This window comes from Bacteroides sp. AM16-24 (genome assembly GCF_003471885.1).
Classification (GTDB): Bacteria; Bacteroidota; Bacteroidia; order Bacteroidales; family Bacteroidaceae; genus Bacteroides.
On sequence record NZ_QRKI01000039.1, the window covers coordinates 1 to 409 of the forward strand.

Below are 409 nucleotides of genomic sequence, written 5' to 3' on the forward strand. Positions count from 1 at the left end.
AGAGTCATATTCGTAGTTGGTCTTAGTGCCGTTGGGCATCACGAGCTGTTCCAAGTTCAGAGCGGAATCATAATAATAAGTCGTTATCCGGCTGCCCTCAAGCGAATGATTGTTCCTAAGCGCTTCTATGGCAGCCATATCAGCCGAAGAAGGAGAAACGGCGCTTGTCACCCTGTCTATCAACGTTTGTCCTAATGCGCTGAAAGAACCGCCTCTTATTTCAGCAACAACCCGTTGCCCCTTATACCCCCAGATATAGGAGACATCTTCAAATTCACCGTCTTTAGAGATACGGGTAGGATTGCCGTATTTGTCATAGCTTTGATATTTGATGCGGGGCTCGTAATAGTTAAGTTGCTTCACATTTTGCAAGGCGATAAAATCTCCCCAGTTTTTATACTCGTTTACA

Annotated in this window: 1 pseudogene; it reads right to left on the minus strand. The window is 45.0% G+C overall.

The annotated features are described in order from the left end of the window. A pseudogene (locus DW182_RS22355) lies at positions 1-409 on the minus strand (hypothetical protein); the annotation flags it as partial.